Source organism: Luteibacter yeojuensis (genome assembly GCF_011742875.1).
Taxonomy (GTDB): Bacteria; Pseudomonadota; Gammaproteobacteria; order Xanthomonadales; family Rhodanobacteraceae; genus Luteibacter; species Luteibacter yeojuensis.
This window is the reverse complement of record NZ_JAAQTL010000001.1, coordinates 1189951-1207826: the sequence shown is the minus strand read 5'-3', so window position 1 is coordinate 1207826 and position 17876 is coordinate 1189951. Positions and strand designations below refer to the sequence as shown.

Genomic DNA, 17876 nt, shown 5'->3' with positions numbered 1-17876 from the left:
GAGCCGCTATAGCGGCGAGGAAAGCTCGCCACGAGGCCGCAAGAGTGCTCTCGCCGCTATAGCGGCTCCTACAAGAGCTTCTTCCGCCGGGCCAGCCACTTGTCCAGCTCATTGGCAAACGCCTGCCGGTCGCGCGGATGCATCGCCGCCGGCCCGCCGGTATCCACGCCGGCACCGCGCAGCTCCTCCATGAAATTGCGCATCGAGAGCCGTGCCGCGATGGTGTCCTTCGTGAACATCTCGCCTCGCGGATGCAGCGCGAGGGCGCCTTTCTCGATGGCGAAGGAGGCGAGCGGAATATCCTGGGTCACCACCAGGTCGCCCGCTTCCAGGCGGCGGACGATCTCGTCGTCGGCCACGTCGAAGCCGCCGGGCACCTGGATGGCGCGGACGAAGCGCGAGGGCGGCGTGCGGATCCACTGGTTCGCCACCAGGGTCACCTCGACCTGCTCGCGCTCGGCGGCGCGGAAGAGGATGTCCTTGATGACGTTGGGGCAGGCGTCGGCGTCGACCCAGATCCGCATGCTTGGGGACCTCGCGATGAGATTAACGATCGGAGGACCCCTAGAGGTCCCGCCAGTCCACCGAGCCGTCGATGATGGTGTTCGTCCGCCCCCCGACCCATACGGCGCCGCCGTCGATGCGGATGATGATGCGCGCATCGTGGCCTACTTCGCGGCCCTGGCTCACGACGTAACCTTTTGCGAGCGTGCCGGTGGTATCGCGCTCCGCGAGATAGGCGGCGATCAGGCCGTTCGCGGCGCCGGAGGCGGGGTCTTCGACGATGCCGACCCCCGCGGGGAAGGCACGCACGGCCAGGCCTTCCGCGGAGCGCGCGAACACGCAGAGGCCGAGCGTATCGGTGGCGATGGCGAGGGCGCGGATCGCCGCGTGGTCCGGATGCCAGCCACGCAGCTCGGCCTCGTCGGCGAACTCGGCGATCCACCACCGGCGGCCGCCCTCGACACAGGCTGGAGCGAGCGCGCCCAACCTCACGCCGTAGAGCACCGCGGAAAGGGTCTCGCCGGCGCAGGAGGCATCGCCGACGATGCGCGCCTTGGGCGCCTGCACGAACAGTTCGCGCGCCTGGCCGCTGCCTTCCACGCGGATGGGCAGCACGCCCGCGCCGCATTCCTGCCACACGATGCCGGCGGCATCGGGCGTCACCAGGCCGGCGTCGAGGGCCGCGTGCGCGCTGCCGATGGTCGGGTGCCCCGCGAACGGGATCTCTTTGGTGGGGGTGAAGATGCGCGCCAGGTAACCGGCGCCCGCGGCGCGCGGGGGCATCAGGAAGGTGGTTTCGACCAGGTTGGTCCAGTGGGCGAAGCGCTGCATGCGCGCATCGGACCAGCCCTCTGCGTCGACCACCACGCCGAGGGGATTGCCGCCGCCATGACGGGCGGCGAAGACGTCGAGCTGCTTGTAACGGATGGGGGACATCGGTGGAACCGGGGGACAGGGAAGCCGACATGATAGCCGCGCGGAGGACGGACGGCATTCGACAACGTCCCGGGATAACGCCAAGATGCGCGCTGGCTCGATGTGTAAGGACGCTGTTTCAAGGCATGATCACGCTGCTCATCATCCTCGCGACCTGTGTGGTCTCGATCGTCGCTTTCCGCAACCATCGCCTGATGGACGACCTCATCCTCTGGCCTCCCGCCCTCAGTCGCAGCCGCGAGTATTACCGGCTCGTGACCTACGGGTTGGTCCATGCCGACGGCGGCCACCTGTTCTTCAACATGATCTCGCTGTATTTCGCCGGCCGGATCATGGAACAGTTCTTCACGATGGAGATGGGGCCGCTGGGTTTCCTCACCTTCTACATCGGCGCGCTGGTGTTCTCGATCCTGCCCTCGTACCTGGCCAACCGGCGCAACGCGGGATATCGCAGCCTGGGCGCTTCCGGGGCGGTCTCGGCGATCCTGTTCGCATTCATCCTGCTGGCGCCGTGGGCGAAGATCTACCTCATCGTCGTGCCCATGCCGGCCATCCTCTATGGCGTGCTGTTCGTCGTGTACTCGGTCTACATGGACAAGCGCGGTGGCGACAACGTCAATCACAGCGCGCACTTGTGGGGCGCGCTCTATGGCGTGCTCTTCACCATCGCGTTGCGCCCCGGCGTGTTGCTGAACTTCATCGCGTCGCTGTCGCAGCCGCGACTTTTCTGATGGCAACCTGACTATTCCGAACGATTTATATGTGACTTCGGACGGCAGCTGTTACATCATGCGTACGACCGGAACGAAAAGCCGAGCCTAGATTGTCGTCCGGCATGCACGCGAGTTTCCCCTGGGGGGCGGTTCGCGTCGGCTACTACCGCAGGAGGAATGAGCGCATGGCTACGACCCGAAAGTCCGCCGCGAAGAAGTCCGCGGCACGAAAGACGGCAACGAAGAAGACCGCCTCGAAGAGGGCTTCGACGAAGAAGGCTTCGACGAAGAAGGCGGCGACCAGGAAGGTCGCGGCGAAGAAAACCGCAAGGAAGACCGCACGCAAGAGCGCGCGCCCGGTCGCGAAGAGGGCCTCCGTGAAGAAGTCCTCGGCGAAGAAGGCTGCCGCACGGAAGCCGGTACGGAAAGCGGCGGCGAAACGGGTCGCCGCGAAAAAAACCGCCGCGAAGCGCAGCCCTGCGAAGAAGGCGGCTGTCCGGAAGACGACCGCGAAGAAGGCGGCCGTGAAGCGCGCTACGGCAAAGAAGGCCTCCACGCGAAAGACGGCGACCCGGAAGGCCCCGGTTCGCAAGACTGCGGCGAAGAAGGCCCCCGCGTCCAAGGTGGCCTCGCGCAAGACGGCCGGCACGACCGCCACGCGCAAGGCACCGGCACGCAAGGTCGCCGCGGCACCGGCGAAGAAGCCCGTCGCCGCGCCGGTCGCCAGCAGGCCGGCAACGAAGCCCAGGACCGCGCCGGTGGCGAAGAAGCCGAAGCCGGTACGGGCCGCGACGTCCGATACCGGCAACGAGCCGCCGGTACAGCACATCACCCAGGAAGAAGCCGTCGCGCACATCCAGGCCCTGCTGGATGCAAAGCGCGAACGCGATCGCCAGGGGCCGAATTGGCCCACCGGCGACCAGCATGCCGCCGGTACGCCGGACGCGGTGCCGGGCAGCGGGTCCCATCCCGCCCCGAAGGCTCCGTCGCCGGAAGCCAGCCAGCCGAACATGGCGCACGAGCGTGGCGACCAGCAGAAAGCCAAGGGTTGAGCGTGAAAACTGAATGAAAGGAAAGGGCCGCCTCGGGCGGCCTTTTCTTTTTAGCGGCCGTTCAATCGGACAAGCGCAGTGTCGAATCGTCCCCACGGAGAATTTCCCCATGCGTCGAGCGCACTCGCTTCTCCTGGCGGTGGCCGCCTGCCTGCCGCTCGCCGGATGCTATTACGACCCGGATTACGGCTACGTCCGCAACGGCACCGGCGCGGACGCCTACTACGGGGAAGAGACCGTGGTATCCCCGGGTGCCTATTCGCCAGGGTATCGCTACTACGATTACGGCCCGGCCTGCTGCTATTCGAGCCTGAGCGTCGGTACCGTCTGGTACGACCGATACGACGGCCGGCGCTATGACCGTCGCGGCGGTGACTGGCATGGCCGTCCACCGCCGCGGGGCGACTGGCACGACCGCCACGATAACGACCGCCATTCCGGCGGCAACTGGCATGGCGACGGCGGCCGCGGCGGCTGGCGCGGCGACAACCGCCCGGATCGCGACGATCACCGCCCCGGCAACTGGCAGGGCGGCGGCAACCGGCCGTCCGGTGGCTGGCATGGCGGCGGCGACCGGGGTGGCGATCACCGTCCGGCACCCACGGCCACGCCGCGCGCGGCGCCCAGCGTGCGTCAGGCCGGCACCGGACGGGATCGCAGCCGGTTCCGCAGCACCACCGACTGAGGCCGCATCGGCGTCGACCCGTCGTAAACGGCTCCCTGCGCCGACACGCCGTCGCGAACCGCGCGAGCGCCGCTTGCGCATAGGCTGAGCGTCGTTATCGTCACATCGTGCGGCGCTCTTCGTGCGCGTTCCTTTTTCGCTCGTTTCCGTCGCCGTCGCCGCCCTCGTCGGCTGCACGGTGGTGCAGGGGCTGGCATCGCTGCCTTCGCCGATGGTATCCGCGTCGGCATGCGCGATCGCTGCCGTCGTCCTGTGGCGGGGGAAGCGCTCCGTCATCCGGTGGTTCGCCGCGATGGCCTTGTTCGCGGCATGGGCAGCGACGCACGGCGCCTGCGCGATGCAGGCGCGGTGGCCGGCGTCGCGCAACGGCGAGGATGTCGTCGTCACGGGACGCGTCGTCGACCTGCCACGGCGCAGCGGCGCCGATACCGCGTTCGTGTTCGAGCCGGAGGGGCGGCGAGGCGACGGCGGCGTACCGCGCGGACGCCTGCGACTGACCTGGTACCGCAGCGCCGTGGCGCCGCGACCGTGCGAGCGCTGGCGGCTCACCGTGCGCCTGCGCCGGCCTCGTGGCGTGCTGAATCCGGGGCCGGCCGATACGGAACGTGGCGCGTTGCAGCGTCGCATCGTGGCGACGGGCTATGTGCGCGACGCTTCCGCCAGCGAGCGGTTGTCCACCTCCACCTGTGTCGACGGCTGGCGCCACCGCATCGCGAAGACGCTCGACGCGCGCCTCGGCGAACGCGACGCGCGCATCGTCAAGGCGCTCGCCGTGGGCGACACGCGCGGTTTCGATCCGGCCGACTGGGACACGGCAAGGGCGACGGGTGTCTCCCATCTCCTGGCGATTTCCGGATTCCATATCGGTGTCGCGGCCGGAGGCGGCGTCGTGCTCGCCCGGCTTCTCTACGGCCTGCTGCCATGGCTGGCGCTCAGGTTGCCTCGCCAGATCGCCCAGGCCGCGCTCGGACTGGGGGTGGCGGGAACGTATGGCCTGCTGGCAGGCATGGGCCTGCCGACGGTGCGCAGCCTGCTCATGATCGCGGTCGTGGTGTTCGCCGCCATCGGCAGGCGCACGGCAGGCGGCGCCACCTTGCTTTCCGCCGCCGTGCTCGGCGTGCTCGTGGTGGACCCCCTCGCGGTGCTCTCTCCCGGTTTCTGGCTCTCCTTCGCGGGCGTGGGATTCCTGACGCTGTGTGTCGCTCCGCGCTCCGCGGGGTGGCGCGGCTGGCTGGGAGAGCTTGTGCGTGCGCAGGCGGCGATGAGCATCGCCTTGCTTCCCCTGTGCCTGTGGTTCTTCGGCAGCGCGTCGCTGGTCGGATTCTTCGCGAACCTGCTCGCGGCACCGCTGGTGAGTTTCGTGGTGGTGCCGCTCACGCTGTCGGGCTGCGCAGCGCTCGGCCTGCCGTTCCTGGCCGATCTGTTCCTTGTGCCGTCCGCGTGGGTGCTGGGCCGGCTGTGGCGGCTGCTCGAAAGCATGGCGGCGTGGCCGTTGGCGAACCTCGGCGTCGCGGAGGGCGGACTGGCGACGACGCTCCTGGCGACATGCGGTGCGGCATGGCTGTTCGCGCCACGCGGCGTCCCCCTGCGCGGTTATGGCCTATGGCTTTTCCTGCCACTCGGCATGCCACCGCGGGAAGCACCCATGCCCGGCGCCTTTCGCGCCTGGGTGCTGGACGTCGGGCAGGGGCTGGCGGTGCTGGTTCGCACGCACTCCCATACGCTGGTATACGACGCCGGACCCAGGTACGCGGGCGGAAGCGACGCGGGGGCCGGTATCGTGCTGCCCGCGATCGCGGCGCTCGGCATCGCGCCCGTCGACCGGCTCGTGATCAGTCACGGGGACAACGATCACGCCGGTGGCGCCGCCTCGGTAGCGCGGCGCTACCCGGAAGCCTCCCGATGGTCGGGCGAGCCCCATCGCCTCGGCTTCGCCGCGTCGCCTTGCATCGCCGGCGCATCCTGGTCGTGGGATGGTGTTTCCTTCCGTGTCGTCGCGCTGCCCGAGGATCGCGGAAGGAAAACGGCATCGAACGATCGCTCCTGTGTCCTCGTCGTCGAGGGCAGCGCGGGGCGTCTCCTGCTTACCGGGGACATCGGCAAGCAGGCGGAACGGCGCATGGATGCCGTGGATCTCGTCTCACCGCTTCCGACGGTGACGACGATGGCCCACCACGGTAGCCGTCATTCGTCCGATCCTTCCTGGCTGGCGGCGGTGCGGCCGACGCTTTCGATCGCATCGGCCGGCTGGCGGAATCGCTTCGGCCATCCGCATCCGTCCATCGTCGACCGGCATGCCGCCATGGGCACGGACGTCCATGTGACGGCACGCAGCGGTGCGATACGCATCGACTTTCCCGCGGCGTCTCCGCCGGCGGTCACGCGCGAATGGCGTCGTCCGTCGTACCGCTACTGGCGCGAATGATTCAGGATTTGGGACCGGCAGGTCGGTCCAGCACGACCTGCCCGGTCTCGAGCAGGGACTTGAGATTGGACAGGATCGCCGGCCAGCCACCCGACACGGCGTCGATCAGTTTCGACGGCTCGCGCTCGATGGCGTGGGTGATCGTGAGCTTGACCGCGCTCCCGGTGGCTTCCACTTCCATCGTGCAGAGCGAATCGCCTTCGGCCTTGAGTTCCGGGAAGTTCTGGTGCTGCCAACGGATGACGAGGCGCCGCGGAGGTTCGGATTCGACGATGCTGCCCGCGTCGTAGACGACCCCGTCGGGGGACATCATCCGCCACGCGGCGCCGGGCGTCCATTCGCTTTCACAGCGCATGCCGAACCAGTACTGCTTCTGGAAGTCTTCGTCGGTGAGCGCAGACCAGACTTTCTCCGGCGTGCTGCGGATGTAGGTCACGTAGACAAAGGTGGATCTAGCCATCGTCGTTCTCCAGTCGTCGTTTGAGGTCGTCCAGCGCTTTCAGGCGTGGCGTTTCGAACTTGGCGATCCAGCGCCGGTAGATGTCCTGCAGCGGCACGGGATTGAGGAAGTGCAGCTTTTCGCGGCCGCGCCGCACGGTGACGACGAGGTTCGCCGCGACCAGCAGGTCCAGGTGCTGCGTCACGCCTTGCCGGCTCATGTCCATGTGTTCGCACAGTTCGTTGAGCGTGCGGCCGTCGTGCGCATGCAACAGGTCGAGGAGCCTGCGCCGGCCGGGATCGGCCAGTGCCTTGAAGAGGAGATCGGTGTCGTCCGGGCGTGCGGGCATGGTCGAAGACGCGCAAGTAAATACTTGCATGTAGCATAGGCAAGTAAATAGTTGCATGTCAAGCGGTGCTGCGGTGCATTTGACATCCTGAATTTAGAACGATTTAAATGCCGTTTCCGCAAACGAGGGGATGAGCGTGACGGGATCGATGCCGGTGTGGAAAAAGACGGGGCTCGCGTTGGCGATGTCATCCATCCTCGTCTCTGGAGCGGCCCTTGCGGCTACCCAGCGTTTCGACAGTTCCTTCGAGCAAGGCGATCCGCCGCTGCTCGCCGGGAGCGCCGCCGGTGGCCTGGAGGTGCGCGTGGTTGGCGGTCCGCCGCCCGAGGCGGTGCTCACCGCGAAGGCGAACGTCGGCTTTACCGGCACCCATTCGCTGCGCTACGCGGGGACCGCCACCGGTCGTGCGACGACGGCGAAGCTGTTCGACACCGACCTGAGCGTGACCGACGGCACGACCCTTTCCTGGCTGGTCTTCCCGCGTTCGAACAAGGACGACCTCGCCAATCCCGCCAACTACGTAAGCGTCGACGTCGTGTTCGACGACGGCTCGCGCCTGTCGGCGAGCGGCGCACGCGACCAGCATCGTGTGCCCGCCACGGCAAAGGGGCAGGGCGAAGGGCGCGTGCTCTATCCGGACCAGTGGAACTACGTGAGCGTGGACCTCGCGGCCGTCGCCAAGGGACGCCGCGTGCGTTCCATCGAACTCGTCGCCGACGCGCCCGCGGGCAAGCGCTTCGAGGGCTATATCGACGACGTGCGCGTCGGTGTGGTGAAGGACATGGCGAGCACGCATCCCACCGACTTTGTCGACACGCGCCGCGGCTCGAACGCGAACGCCAATTTCTCGCGCGGCAACAATTTCCCCGCGGTGGCGATGCCGCACGGCTTCAATTTCTGGACGCCCACCACGAACGCGGGTTCCAACTGGATCTACCAGTACCAGGAGCGCAACGGCGACGACAACCGTCCGCGTATCGAGGCCTTCGGCCTGTCGCACGAACCCAGCCCCTGGATGGGCGAGCGGCAGACCTTCCAGGTGATGCCCGCCCAGGCGGCATCGGGTGCGCCGCCGCTGAAGCGCGAGACGCGTGCGCTGTCGTTCGGCCACGACGCCGAAGTGGCGCACCCGGATTACTACGGCGTGCGCTTCGACAACGGTATCGCGACCGAAATCACGCCCACCGACCACGCCGCGATGTTCCGTTTCACCTTCGCGGGCAAGCGGTCGCAGCTGGTGTTCGACAACCTCGACGACCGTGCGTCGGTCACGCTGGATCCAGCCCATCGCTCCATCCAGGGCTGGTCCGACGTGAAGAGCCGGTTGTCCACCGGTGCCACGCGCCTGTTCTTCTATGCCGAGTTCGACAAGCCCGTGGCCGAGAGCGGCCGGCTAACCGGCGAGAAGCGCGACGCCGCGTCCGCATGGTTCGGCTTCGATACGTCGAAGAAGGACGGCCGTGTGGTGACGATGCGTATCGCCACGTCGCTGATCGGCGTGGACCAGGCCAAAGCCAACCTCGCGCAGGAAATCGCCGCGAACGACACCTTCGACAGCGTGCGTGAGCGCGCCCGCAAGGCCTGGGACAAGCGCCTGGGCATCGTCGCGGTGGAGGGCGCGACGCGCGACGAACGCACCATCCTCTATTCCAACCTCTATCGCCTGTTCCTGTATCCGAACCAGGCGTACGAAAACACCGGCAGCAAGGAGAAGCCGGTGTGGCGTTACGCCAGTCCCTTCTCCGCGGCCACCGGCGAGAACACGCCGACGCATACCGGCGCGCGCATCGTGGACGGCAAGCCCTACGTCAACAACGGCTTCTGGGATACCTATCGGACGGCATGGCCGGCCTATGTCCTGCTCACGCCGACGGAGGCGGGGCAGATGATCGACGGCTTCGTGCAACAGTACCGCGACGGCGGCTGGATCGCGCGGTGGACATCGCCGGGCTATGCGGACCTCATGGTCGGCACCAGCTCCGATGTGGCCTTTTCGGATGCCTGGCTGAAGGGCGTGCGCAATTTCGACGTGGCCTCGTTCTACCAGTCGGCCATCCGCAACGCGTCGAGCGTCAGCGACGTGAAGGGCGCGGGTCGCAAGGGCATCGAACGTTCGCTGTTCAACGGCTATACCGACGACACCGTGTCCGAGGGCCTGTCCTGGTCGATGGACGGTTACATCAATGATTTCGCCATCGGCAACCTCGCCGCGGCGCTGGCGAAGTCGCCGGTGACCGGCGACAGCTATCGCAACTATGCCGACGATGCCGTGTGGTATCGCTCGCGTGCCGTGGGTTACACCAACCTGTTCGAACCCGAGGTGGGTTTCTTCGTCGCCCGCGATCCGGCAGGCAAGTGGCGCTGGAACGCGAAGGATTTCAATCCGACCCGCTGGGGTGGCGACTACACCGAAACCGATGCCTGGAACATGGCGTTCCACGCACCGCAGGACGGTGCCGGCCTGGCCGGACTGTACGGCGGACGCGATGCACTGGCGGCGAAACTCGATACCTTCTTCTCGACGCCGGGGACCTTCGACGTGGGCGACTACGGCGGCGTGATCCACGAAATGCTCGAGGCGCGCGACGTGCGCATGGGCCAGTACGGCCACTCCAACCAGCCGTCGCACCACATCATCTGGATGTACGACGAAGCCGGCCAGCCATGGAAGACGCAGGACAAGCTGCGTGACGCGGTGTCGCGCCTTTACGTGGGCAGCGAGATCGGCCAGGGCTATCCGGGCGACGAAGACAACGGCGAGATGTCGGCATGGTGGCTGTTCGGCGCGGCGGGCTTCTACCCGTTGCGCATGGGCACGCCGGAATACGTCATCGGCGCGCCGCACTTCCCGCACATGACCATTGCGCTGGAGAACGGGGCGAAGATCGACATCCGCGCCCCCGGCGTCAGCGATACGAACCGTTACGTGCAATCGTTGAAGGTGAACGGAGAGGCCTGGAACAAGCTGACCCTGCCGCACGAACTGCTGGCGAAGGGGGCGACGCTCGATTTCGTCATGGGGCCGGAACCGTCGAAGTGGGGTACCGGGGCGGATGCCTTGCCGGCATCGATCACGGCGGAGGGGCAAAAGCCCGATCCCCTGCGCGACGTGACCCGTGTCGATGGCACGACCCTCGACGGTCATCGCGACGCGAAGCTTGCCGCGGTGGCGGATAACGATTCCTCGACCGAGTTCGCCCTGCCGAAGGGTAAGACCGTGGTCGATTACCGCCTGGCGAAACCGGCCAGCGTCGCGGCTTACACCATCACCTCCGGTGCCAGCCAGCCAGCGCCGTCGCGCTGGATCCTGCAGGGTTCGGCGGACGGCAAGCAGTGGGCCACCCTCGACGAACGCCGCGACGAGCGCTTCCCGTGGCACCGGCAGACGCGGGCCTTCGTGGTCGCGAAGCCGGTGGCGTACAAGCAGTACCGGCTGGTACTGGAGTCGGATGCCCCCGGGGCGGTGGCCGAACTGGAACTCCTCGCCCACTGATCGGCTTGTGGTAGGAGCCGCTATAGCGGCGAGAAGCCCACGCAGCGATGAAGCGGCGAGGCAGGTGCCCCTCGCCGCTATACCGGCTCCTACAATGTTCTGCAGCTCCTGGCGGGGCGCGGGGCCGTCTGAGTGGCGGTCTGCGACTGGTTGCTCAGTCCCCGTCGCCGGCCCTGCTATCATGCCCGCCTGACTTTTCGTAGCTCCGGGGTTCACGTGCTCGAGATCCTTCTGGCTGGCGGCTGGGCGTTGCTGCCGATCCTCATTTGTTCGCTGGCAGCCCTGGCGATCGTGCTCGAACGCTTCTGGGCCCTGCGCCGCGCGGCCGTGCTGCCGCCGGGTCTCGGCGCCGAAGTCCGCGAGTGGGCGCGCTCGTCGAAGCTCGATGCCGCCCACCTCGCCGCGCTGGAGAAGGGTTCTCCGCTGGGCGAACTGTTCGCCGGCGCGCTGGCCGTGCGCGACCGCCCGCGCGAGATCATCAAGGAGCGCATCGAGGACACCGGGCGCCATGTGGTCCACCGCATGGAGCGCTACCTCAACACGCTCGGCACCATTGCCCTCATCGGCCCGCTGCTCGGCCTGCTGGGTACCGTCATCGGCCTGATCCGCATGTTCCTCAACGTGATGGCCGGCGGCATCGGCGATCCGACCAAGATGGCCGGCGGTATCGGCGAGGCCCTGATCTGCACGGCTTTCGGCCTCGTCGTCTCCATTCCCGCCTACGTGCTGCATCGCTACTTCCGCTCGAAGGTCGGCGGTTACGTGGTGCAGATGGAGAAGGAAGCCACGGCGCTGCTGGACGATCTCTCGGCATCGCGCCCGGTGCCGCGCCGTCGCACCGCCGCGCCGGAAGCCGCCACGACGCAGGCCGGTTGATCCCATGCGCATCGGTTCCCGTCGCGAGGACGACTTCGAGATCAACGTGATCTCGCTGATCGACGTCCTGCTTACGCTGCTGATGTTCTTCGTGCTCAGCACCACCTTCATCGAGCACTCGCGCCTCAAGGTCAACCTGCCGAAGGCGGACAGCGAGGCACGCGAGGCGACGGACAACGCGCTCACCGTCGTCGTCGATCGCGACGGCCACTATGCCGTGGGCAGCGACGAGGTGCAGGGCGAGGGCATCGATCCGCTGAAGTCCGCGATCGAGCGCGTCGCCGGTCCCGACCGCGGCCGTATCGTCGTGATCCGCGCCGACGCCATGACGCCGCACCAGAACGTGGTGCGCGCCATGGACGCGCTGGGCCAGCTGGGCTTCACCCGTCTTTCGATCGCCACCACGCCGACCGAGGCGGCGGTGGGCAAGTGAGCACGCAGAAAGTCACGGTCTGGGACATACGCACCTGGCGCACCTACAAGCGCCTGCTCGGCTACACGAAACGGTTCCGCACGGCGGGCATCATCGCGATCATCGGCATGATCATCGATCCCGCCTGCCTGTCGCTGTTCACCAACCTGTTGCAGCCGTTGATCGACAACCTGTTCATCGCGCGCGATCCGCACACGATCTTCTGGATGCCGATCTGGATCATCGGCATCTTCGCCGTGCGCGGCATCGCTTCGTACTGCACCGACTACGGCATCGCCTACGTCGGACGCAACGTCGTCCAGGCCATCCGCATCGACGTGTTCGCGGCATACCTCCGCCTGCCGTCGACCTTCTTCGCGAAGGAGCCCTCGGGCCAGCAGATCTCGCGCATCACCTACACCAGCGAGCAGGTGGCGGCGGCGTCGTCGGACTCGCTCAAGGTGGCCGTCACCGAAAGCCTCACTGTCGTCGGCTTGCTGACCGTCATGCTCTACCAGAGCGCGTACCTTGCGATGGCCTTGCTCGTGCTGGTGCCCTGCGTCGTCGTGATCGTCACGGTGATCAGCCGCCGTTACCGCAAGATCAGCAAGCGTATCCAGGGCAACATGGGTACCGTCACAAGCGCCGTCGAGGAGGCCGTGGCCGCCAATCGCGAAGTGCGCATCTATGGCGGCCAGGCCTACGAGGGCGCCCGCTTCCACGAGATCGCCGACCGCCAGCGCCGGTTGAACCTCAAGGTATCGGCGACCAGCGCGGCCTCCAGTGCGACGATCCAGACGGTGGGCGCGATGGCGCTCGCCGTGCTGGTCTTCCTGGGTACGCGCCCCGGCGTCATCGAGACGATCACCCCCGGCGTGTTCACCGCGGTGCTGACGGCGATGGGCGGCATGCTGCCGTCGTTGAAGCGCCTCGCGGGCATCCAGTCGAACCTGCAGAAGGGGGTGAGCGCGGCGGAAGACCTCTTCGCGATCATCGACGAGCCGCCGGAAGTCGACCACGGTACGGAAGAGTTCGGCCGTACCAGGGGCGACATCCGTTTCGAGAACGTGCGGCTGGTTTACGAGCGCAACGCGCATGTCGCCTTGCGCGGTGTCGACCTCGTCTGCGCGCCGGGTACGGTCACCGCGCTGGTCGGCCGTTCCGGTAGCGGCAAGTCGAGCCTGGTAAGCCTGCTGCCGCGCTTCTACGAGCCGACCGAAGGGCGCATCCTCATCGACGGTCGCGACTACGCGCAATACACGTTGGCCTCCCTGCGCAGGCAGATCGCCTGGGTGGGGCAGCACGTGGTGCTCTTCGACGATACCGTCGCCGCCAATATCGCCTATGGCGAAATGGCCGGTGCGTCCGAGGCCGAGATCGTCGCCGCGGCGCAGGCGGCCAACGCGATGGAATTCATCGAGCGCCTGCCGGAAGGCCTGAACACGCGCATCGGCCAGGGCGGCAACTCGCTGTCGGGCGGCCAGCGCCAGCGTCTCGCCATCGCCAGGGCCATCCTGAAGAACGCGCCGGTGCTCGTGCTGGACGAGGCAACCAGCGCCCTCGACACCGAGTCCGAACGACTCATCCAGGACGCCCTCACCCGCCTGATGCGCGACCGCACCACGCTGGTGATCGCGCACCGTCTCTCCACCATCGAGCATGCCGACCAGATCGCCGTGATGGAGCAGGGCAGGATCATCGAACTCGGCACGCACCGCGAGTTGCTCGACATGGGCGGCCAGTACGCGGCGCTGCATCGCATGCAGTTCCACGAGCAGGCCGCGGCGGGCTGAGCGCGTGGCCCTGGGCGCCTCCTTGCAACGGCGTTGGTATGGCGGCGGGTCGCCGCCCTGGTGGACGCGCCCGCTGGAATCGCTCTACCGCCATGTCTCGGGGCGCCGCGCAAGGCGCTTCCGGGACGATCCGTCCGCCGTGGTACGCCTGCCGGTGCCCGTCGTGGTGGTCGGCAACATCACCGTCGGCGGCACGGGGAAGACCCCCCTGATCGTCGCGCTTGCCCAGGCCATGACCGCGCGTGGCTTTGCGCCCGGCGTCGTCAGCCGCGGCTACGGCGGGAGCGAGCGTGGCCCGTACCTGTTGAGGGGTGACGACGATCCGGCCAGGGTGGGCGACGAACCCAGTCTTATCCGGCAGAGCGGCGTACCGGTGGCGATTGGCCGCGAACGCCCGGAGGCGGCACGCCTGCTCATCGATGCCGGCTGCGACCTCGTCCTCGCCGACGACGGTCTGCAGCACTACCGTTTGGGACGCGACGTCGAAATCTGCGTCATCGACGGCGAGCGCCGCCTGGGCAATGGGCACCTGCTTCCGGCGGGCCCGTTGCGCGAGCCTGCCGGCCGCCTGGACGACGTCGATTTCGTCGTCGTCAACGGCGGCGCGCCCGTCGGGCACGAAGTGACGATGCGCCTGGAAGGCGGCCTCGCCGTGAACATGCACGAACCGTCCCTGGCGATGCCGCTGTCCGACTTTGCCGGCCGTCCGGTGCATGCGGTCGCGGGTATCGGCCATCCGGCGCGCTTCTTCGCCAGCCTCGTGGAGCAGGGCATCGCGGTGCATGGGCATCCCTTTGCGGACCACCATGCCTTCACCCGCGACGACTTCGTCTTCGCGGATGGATGCCCTGTGCTGATGACCGACAAGGACGCGGTGAAATGCCGCGCCTTCGCACGCCCGAACTGGTGGCGCGTGCCCGTGCGAGCGGTATTGCCGGAGTCGTTCTACGACGCCGTGGCGGCCCGAGTCCGTCGTCCCTGCGAAGGCAGGGGCCCGGTGACTTGAGCCTCTAGGCACGAACGAGTCGATGGGTTCCTGCCTTCGCAGGAACGAGGACCGGTCAGAACGCCGGCTGCACCGCTCCGCCGTAAGTCTTCTCGATGAACGCCTTGACCTCGGGCGAGGTCAGCGCCGCGGCGAGCTTCTGCACGCGCGGGTCGTCCTTGTTGTCCGGGCGCGCGACGAGGAAGTTCACGTACGGCGATTCCTTGTCTTCGATCAGCAAGGCATCCTTTACCGGATTGAGCTTGGCGGCCAGTGCGTAGTTGGTGTTGATGAGCGCGAGGTCCACTTCGCCCAGCACGCGTGGCAGCATGGCGGCCTCGAGTTCGCGGAACTTGAGGTGCTTCGGATTGGCGACGATGTCCTTCAGCGTGGCCAGGCGATCGTCCGGGGCCGCGAGGGCGATCAGGCGGTGCTGCGCGAGCAGGAGCAGGGCGCGGCTGCCGTTGCTCGGGTCGTTGGGGATGACGACATTGGCCCCGTCGGGAAGCTGGTCGATCGAGGTGTACTTGCGCGAATACGCGCCGAACGGCTCGATGTGCACGCCCACCACCTTGACCAGGTCGGTGCCGCGTTCCTTGTTGAAGGCGTCGAGGTAGGGCCCGGTCTGGAAGAAATTCGCGTCGAGCTGCTTCTGTGCCACCTGCATGTTCGGCTGCACATAGTCGGTGAACACGCGGATCTCGAGCTTCACGCCCTGCTTTGCGAGCAGGGGCTTGATCTCCTTGAGGATTTCCGTATGTGGCACCGGCGTGGCGGCGACCGTGAGCGTCGCTTCGCCATCCGCGTCCCTGCCGTTGTCCTGGCCACCGGAACAGCCCGCCGCCAGCAGGGCAAGGGCGGAGAGGAGGGGCAGCAGGTACTTCTTCATGGGGCGTCCATCGCTATGTTGCGGTGCGACAGCATAGACGTCCATACCGCCGGATGCAAAGACGTCCGGACGGCCGTTCAGCGTCGGCTATAGCGGGCGACAAGACGATCGCCCACCGACTGCAAGGCCTGCACCAGCAGCACGAGCAGCGCCACGGTCACCAGCATGTAGTCGGGCTTGTAGCCGTTGTAACCGTACTGGTAGGCGAGGGCGCCGAGGCCGCCCGCACCCACGATGCCACCCATGGCCGTGTATCCGACGAGGGCGACGGCGGTGACGGTGCTGCTGGCGATCAGGCCCGCGCGGGCCTCGGGCAACAGCACGCGCGCCACGATCTGCGCCGTCGTGGCGCCCATGGCCTGGCTTGCCTCGATGACGCCGCGGTCGACCTCGCGCAAGGCGGTCTCCACGAGCCGCGCGAAGAACGGCGCCGCGCCGATCACCAGCGGCACGATGGCGCCGCGGATGCCGATGCTCACGCCGGTGATCGCCTGGGTCAGGGGAATCAGCAGGATCATCAGGATGATGAACGGGATGGAGCGCAGGACGTTCACGACGAAGGACAGCACGGCATAGAGCTTCGGCTTCGCATGCAACTGGCCGCGCGCGCTGAGGAACAGCCACACGCCCAGCGGCAGGCCGATGACGATGGTGAAGAGCAGCGAGCCGCCGAGCATCAGCAGCGTGTCGAGGCAGGCCTGCGCGATCTCCGGCCAGTCGATATTCGGGAACAGGGAGTGCAGGGGGCTCATCGGGTCACTTCCTCGATGTCGACACCGGCGGCGCGGATCTGCGCGAGCGCGTCGTCGAGGCGTTCGCCGCGCATGGCCAGGGTCAGTTGTCCGTAAGGCGTGTCCTTGATCCGGTCGACGCGGCCGGACAGGAGGTTGTATTCCACGCCCGTGTCGCGCACCACGCGCGACAGCAACGGCGAATACGTCGCGTCGCCGCGGAAGGAAAGGCGGTAGAGCGTGCCGTCGACGCCGGGAAACTCCGGGCCGCGCCCTTCGCGATGGTCGGCCTCGGCCACGAAGCGCCGCGTGGTCGGATGCCGCGGGTGAAGGAACACATCGGCCACCGTGCCGAGTTCCACCACGCGACCGGCATCCAGCACGGCCACGCGGTCGCAGACACGGCGGATCACATCCATCTCGTGGGTGATGAGGACGATGGTGAGGCCGAGGCGGCGGTTGATGTCGGCGAGCAGTTCCAGGACGGAAGCCGTCGTCTGCGGGTCGAGGGCGCTGGTCGCTTCGTCGCAGAGCAGAATGGAGGGATGGCTGGCGAGCGCACGGGCGATGCCGACGCGCTGCTTCTGGCCGCCGGAGAGTTGCGCCGGATATTTGCGCGCATGTTGGGCAAGGCCGACCAGGGCGAGGAGTTCGTTCACCCGTGCGGCGATGCCGCTTTCGTCCATGCCACCTTGCAGACGCAACGGGAAGGCGACGTTGTCGGCCGCCGTGCGCGAAGCGAGCAGGTTGAAGTGCTGGAAGATCATGCCGATGCCGGAACGCAGGCGGCGCAGATCGGCACCCTGCGCATCGGTGACGTCGCGTCCGTCGATGAACACCTTGCCCGCGGTTGGCCGCTCCAGCAGGTTGACGAGGCGCAGCAGGGTCGATTTGCCGGCACCGGAATGGCCGATGATGCCGAACACTTCGCCCTGCTCGATGTCGAGATCGACCGGATGCAGGGCGGGAACGAGCGCGCCGTCCACGATGTAGGACTTGGACGCGGCGGCGAAACGGATCACGGGCGTGGGCTCTCGGCCGGAAAGACGGCCATCTTAGCCCAAGAGGGGTAGACTGGCCGCCACCCACACGAAGGACGCGACGCATGGCCAGCATCTACGACTTCTCCGCCCGCGACATCGACGGCAACGAACGCTCGCTGGCCGAATTCCGCGGCAAGGCCCTGCTTGTCGTGAACGTGGCCTCGAAGTGCGGATTCACCCCGCAGTACGAAGGCCTGGAGGCGCTCCACAAGGCCTGGCGCGACCGTGGCTTCGAGGTCCTCGGATTCCCATGCGACCAGTTCGGCCACCAGGAGCCGGGCAACGAGGACGAGATCCGCAACTTCTGTTCGCTCAACTACGGCGTGAGCTTTCCCATGTTCTCGAAGATCGAGGTCAACGGCGACGGCGCGCATCCGCTGTACCGCTGGCTGAAGGCCGAGAAGAAAGGTCTGCTCGGCACCGGGGGCATCAAGTGGAACTTTACGAAGTTCCTCGTCGGCCGCGACGGGCAGGTCGTCGAACGCTACGCGCCGACCGATACGCCGGAGAAGATCGGGAAGGATTTGCCGGCGGTCCTGGGCTGAGCGCGG

General features: G+C 67.3%; 17 protein-coding genes and 1 pseudogene. 11 read left to right on the top strand and 7 right to left on the bottom strand.

Annotated features, from left to right (window positions below):
* Positions 1-68 precede the first annotated feature (68 nt).
* The gene (locus HBF32_RS05320; protein ID WP_166698671.1) at positions 69-524 is read right to left on the bottom strand and encodes a YaiI/YqxD family protein; all 456 of its coding nucleotides are present in this window, start codon (positions 522-524) and stop codon (positions 69-71) included.
* 40 nt (positions 525-564) lie between these two features.
* A complete protein-coding gene (locus tag HBF32_RS05315; protein ID WP_166698670.1) occupies positions 565-1440 on the bottom strand; it encodes a PhzF family phenazine biosynthesis protein in 876 nt (291 codons plus the stop codon).
* A 125-nt stretch (positions 1441-1565) separates the two neighbouring features.
* Here HBF32_RS05315 and HBF32_RS05310 point away from each other — a divergent pair, with 125 nt between their 5' ends.
* From HBF32_RS05310 to HBF32_RS05295, 5 genes and pseudogenes are all read left to right on the top strand, one after another.
* A complete protein-coding gene (locus tag HBF32_RS05310) occupies positions 1566-2171 on the top strand; it encodes a rhomboid family intramembrane serine protease (protein WP_166698669.1) in 606 nt (201 codons plus the stop codon).
* A 104-nt stretch (positions 2172-2275) separates the two neighbouring features.
* Positions 2276-2674 (top strand): annotated as a pseudogene (locus HBF32_RS19610) (histone H1-like repetitive region-containing protein); the annotation flags it as partial.
* Positions 2675-2776: 102 nt separating this feature from the next.
* Positions 2777-3205 carry a hypothetical protein gene (locus HBF32_RS19605; protein ID WP_338039805.1) on the top strand — a complete coding sequence of 143 codons (429 nt, stop codon included), beginning with the start codon at positions 2777-2779 and terminating at the stop codon, positions 3203-3205.
* A 109-nt stretch (positions 3206-3314) separates the two neighbouring features.
* Positions 3315-3890 carry a hypothetical protein gene (locus tag HBF32_RS05300; protein ID WP_193570329.1) on the top strand — a complete coding sequence of 192 codons (576 nt, stop codon included), beginning with the start codon at positions 3315-3317 and terminating at the stop codon, positions 3888-3890.
* A gap of 121 nt (positions 3891-4011) precedes the next feature.
* Positions 4012-6315 carry a DNA internalization-related competence protein ComEC/Rec2 gene (locus HBF32_RS05295; RefSeq protein ID WP_338039738.1) on the top strand — a complete coding sequence of 768 codons (2304 nt, stop codon included), beginning with the start codon at positions 4012-4014 and terminating at the stop codon, positions 6313-6315.
* Between the two features lies 1 nt (position 6316).
* Here HBF32_RS05295 and HBF32_RS05290 read toward each other — a convergent pair whose 3' ends face one another.
* Positions 6317-6775, bottom strand: coding sequence for an SRPBCC family protein (locus HBF32_RS05290; RefSeq protein WP_166698665.1), 459 nt, complete (start codon positions 6773-6775; stop codon positions 6317-6319).
* Complete coding sequence (locus HBF32_RS05285) at positions 6768-7103, bottom strand: ArsR/SmtB family transcription factor (protein WP_166698663.1); 336 nt, start codon at positions 7101-7103, stop codon at positions 6768-6770. The genes HBF32_RS05290 and HBF32_RS05285 overlap by 8 nt, the downstream gene beginning before the upstream one ends.
* A 130-nt stretch (positions 7104-7233) precedes the next feature.
* Here HBF32_RS05285 and HBF32_RS05280 point away from each other — a divergent pair, with 130 nt between their 5' ends.
* From HBF32_RS05280 to lpxK, 5 genes are all read left to right on the top strand, one after another.
* The gene (locus HBF32_RS05280) at positions 7234-10596 is read left to right on the top strand and encodes a GH92 family glycosyl hydrolase (RefSeq protein WP_205287705.1); all 3363 of its coding nucleotides are present in this window, start codon (positions 7234-7236) and stop codon (positions 10594-10596) included.
* A gap of 216 nt (positions 10597-10812) precedes the next feature.
* On the top strand, positions 10813-11472 hold the full coding sequence (locus HBF32_RS05275; protein WP_338039737.1) for a MotA/TolQ/ExbB proton channel family protein: 660 nt from the start codon (positions 10813-10815) through the stop codon (positions 11470-11472).
* Between the two features lie 4 nt (positions 11473-11476).
* Positions 11477-11905: an ExbD/TolR family protein gene (locus HBF32_RS05270; RefSeq protein WP_166698661.1), complete on the top strand. Its 429-nt coding sequence runs from the start codon at positions 11477-11479 to the stop codon at positions 11903-11905.
* Positions 11902-13677 (top strand): lipid A export permease/ATP-binding protein MsbA, encoded by a 1776-nt coding sequence (gene msbA, locus HBF32_RS05265; RefSeq protein WP_166698660.1) that lies wholly within the window; start codon positions 11902-11904, stop codon positions 13675-13677. Before HBF32_RS05270 ends, msbA begins: the two co-directional genes overlap by 4 nt.
* A 4-nt stretch (positions 13678-13681) precedes the next feature.
* A complete protein-coding gene (gene lpxK, locus HBF32_RS05260; protein WP_166698659.1) occupies positions 13682-14683 on the top strand; it encodes a tetraacyldisaccharide 4'-kinase in 1002 nt (333 codons plus the stop codon).
* Positions 14684-14738: 55 nt separating this feature from the next.
* Here the strand turns inward: lpxK and HBF32_RS05255 are convergent, their stop codons facing one another.
* The 3 genes from HBF32_RS05255 to HBF32_RS05245 all read right to left on the bottom strand — a co-directional run bounded on the left by HBF32_RS05255 (position 14739) and on the right by HBF32_RS05245 (position 17304).
* Positions 14739-15551, bottom strand: coding sequence for a MetQ/NlpA family ABC transporter substrate-binding protein (locus tag HBF32_RS05255; protein ID WP_166698658.1), 813 nt, complete (start codon positions 15549-15551; stop codon positions 14739-14741).
* 77 nt (positions 15552-15628) lie between these two features.
* Complete coding sequence (locus HBF32_RS05250; RefSeq protein ID WP_166698657.1) at positions 15629-16303, bottom strand: methionine ABC transporter permease; 675 nt, start codon at positions 16301-16303, stop codon at positions 15629-15631.
* Entirely contained in the window at positions 16300-17304 is a 1005-nt protein-coding gene (locus tag HBF32_RS05245; RefSeq protein ID WP_166698656.1) for an ATP-binding cassette domain-containing protein, read from the bottom strand. The genes HBF32_RS05250 and HBF32_RS05245 overlap by 4 nt, the downstream gene beginning before the upstream one ends.
* Positions 17305-17387: 83 nt before the next feature.
* On the opposite strand from HBF32_RS05245, the gene HBF32_RS05240 reads away from it, so the two are divergent.
* Positions 17388-17870: a glutathione peroxidase gene (locus tag HBF32_RS05240; RefSeq protein ID WP_166698655.1), complete on the top strand. Its 483-nt coding sequence runs from the start codon at positions 17388-17390 to the stop codon at positions 17868-17870.
* Positions 17871-17876 lie beyond the last annotated feature (6 nt).